This is a genomic window from Streptomyces alkaliphilus (genome assembly GCF_014141535.1).
GTDB classification, from domain to species: domain Bacteria; phylum Actinomycetota; class Actinomycetes; order Streptomycetales; family Streptomycetaceae; genus Streptomyces; species Streptomyces alkaliphilus.
This window is the reverse complement of record NZ_VKHT01001730.1, coordinates 1-457: the sequence shown is the minus strand read 5'-3', so window position 1 is coordinate 457 and position 457 is coordinate 1. Positions and strand designations below refer to the sequence as shown.

Sequence of the window (457 nt, the reverse complement as noted above, 5' to 3'; positions counted from 1 at the left end):
GGACTTCGAGGGGCGGGGCTTCGGATGTGTGGGACGTCGACGGCGCGGGGCTCATATCGACCTTTCGTCACGTTGGGGAATCGTTCGATGGCACGGTGTGCGGGGTTTCGGGCGTGGCCGACGGCGCGGCGCGGACCGGATGCCCGGCACCGGCCGGGGCGCGCCCCGGAACCCCGCCACCCTGACCGCCGACCCGTCATGCCGTCCAAGACGGGAACGCGCGGTTCCATGCGGATCCGGCATGGGGGAACGGCCGGCTAGGGTGGGCGCCATGGACCTGGTGGAGGCGTGTCGGGCCTTCGTGTACGTGAGCGAGCGCAACAGCTTCACCGTCGGGGCGGCGGCGGCCGGGGTGTCGCAGTCGGTGGCCAGCCGTCGGGTCGCCGCCCTGGAACGTCACCCGGGGCGCTCCCTCTTCGAACGCGGCTCCCGGCGCACCACCCCCACCCCCTTCGGC

Annotated in this window: 1 protein-coding gene; it reads left to right on the top strand. The window is 73.5% G+C overall.

What is annotated here, in order from left to right; all coding sequences use genetic code 11:
* Positions 1–271 precede the first annotated feature (271 nt).
* On the top strand, positions 272–457 hold a 186-nt coding region (locus FNQ90_RS26520; RefSeq protein WP_182608595.1), incomplete at its 3' end, for a helix-turn-helix domain-containing protein.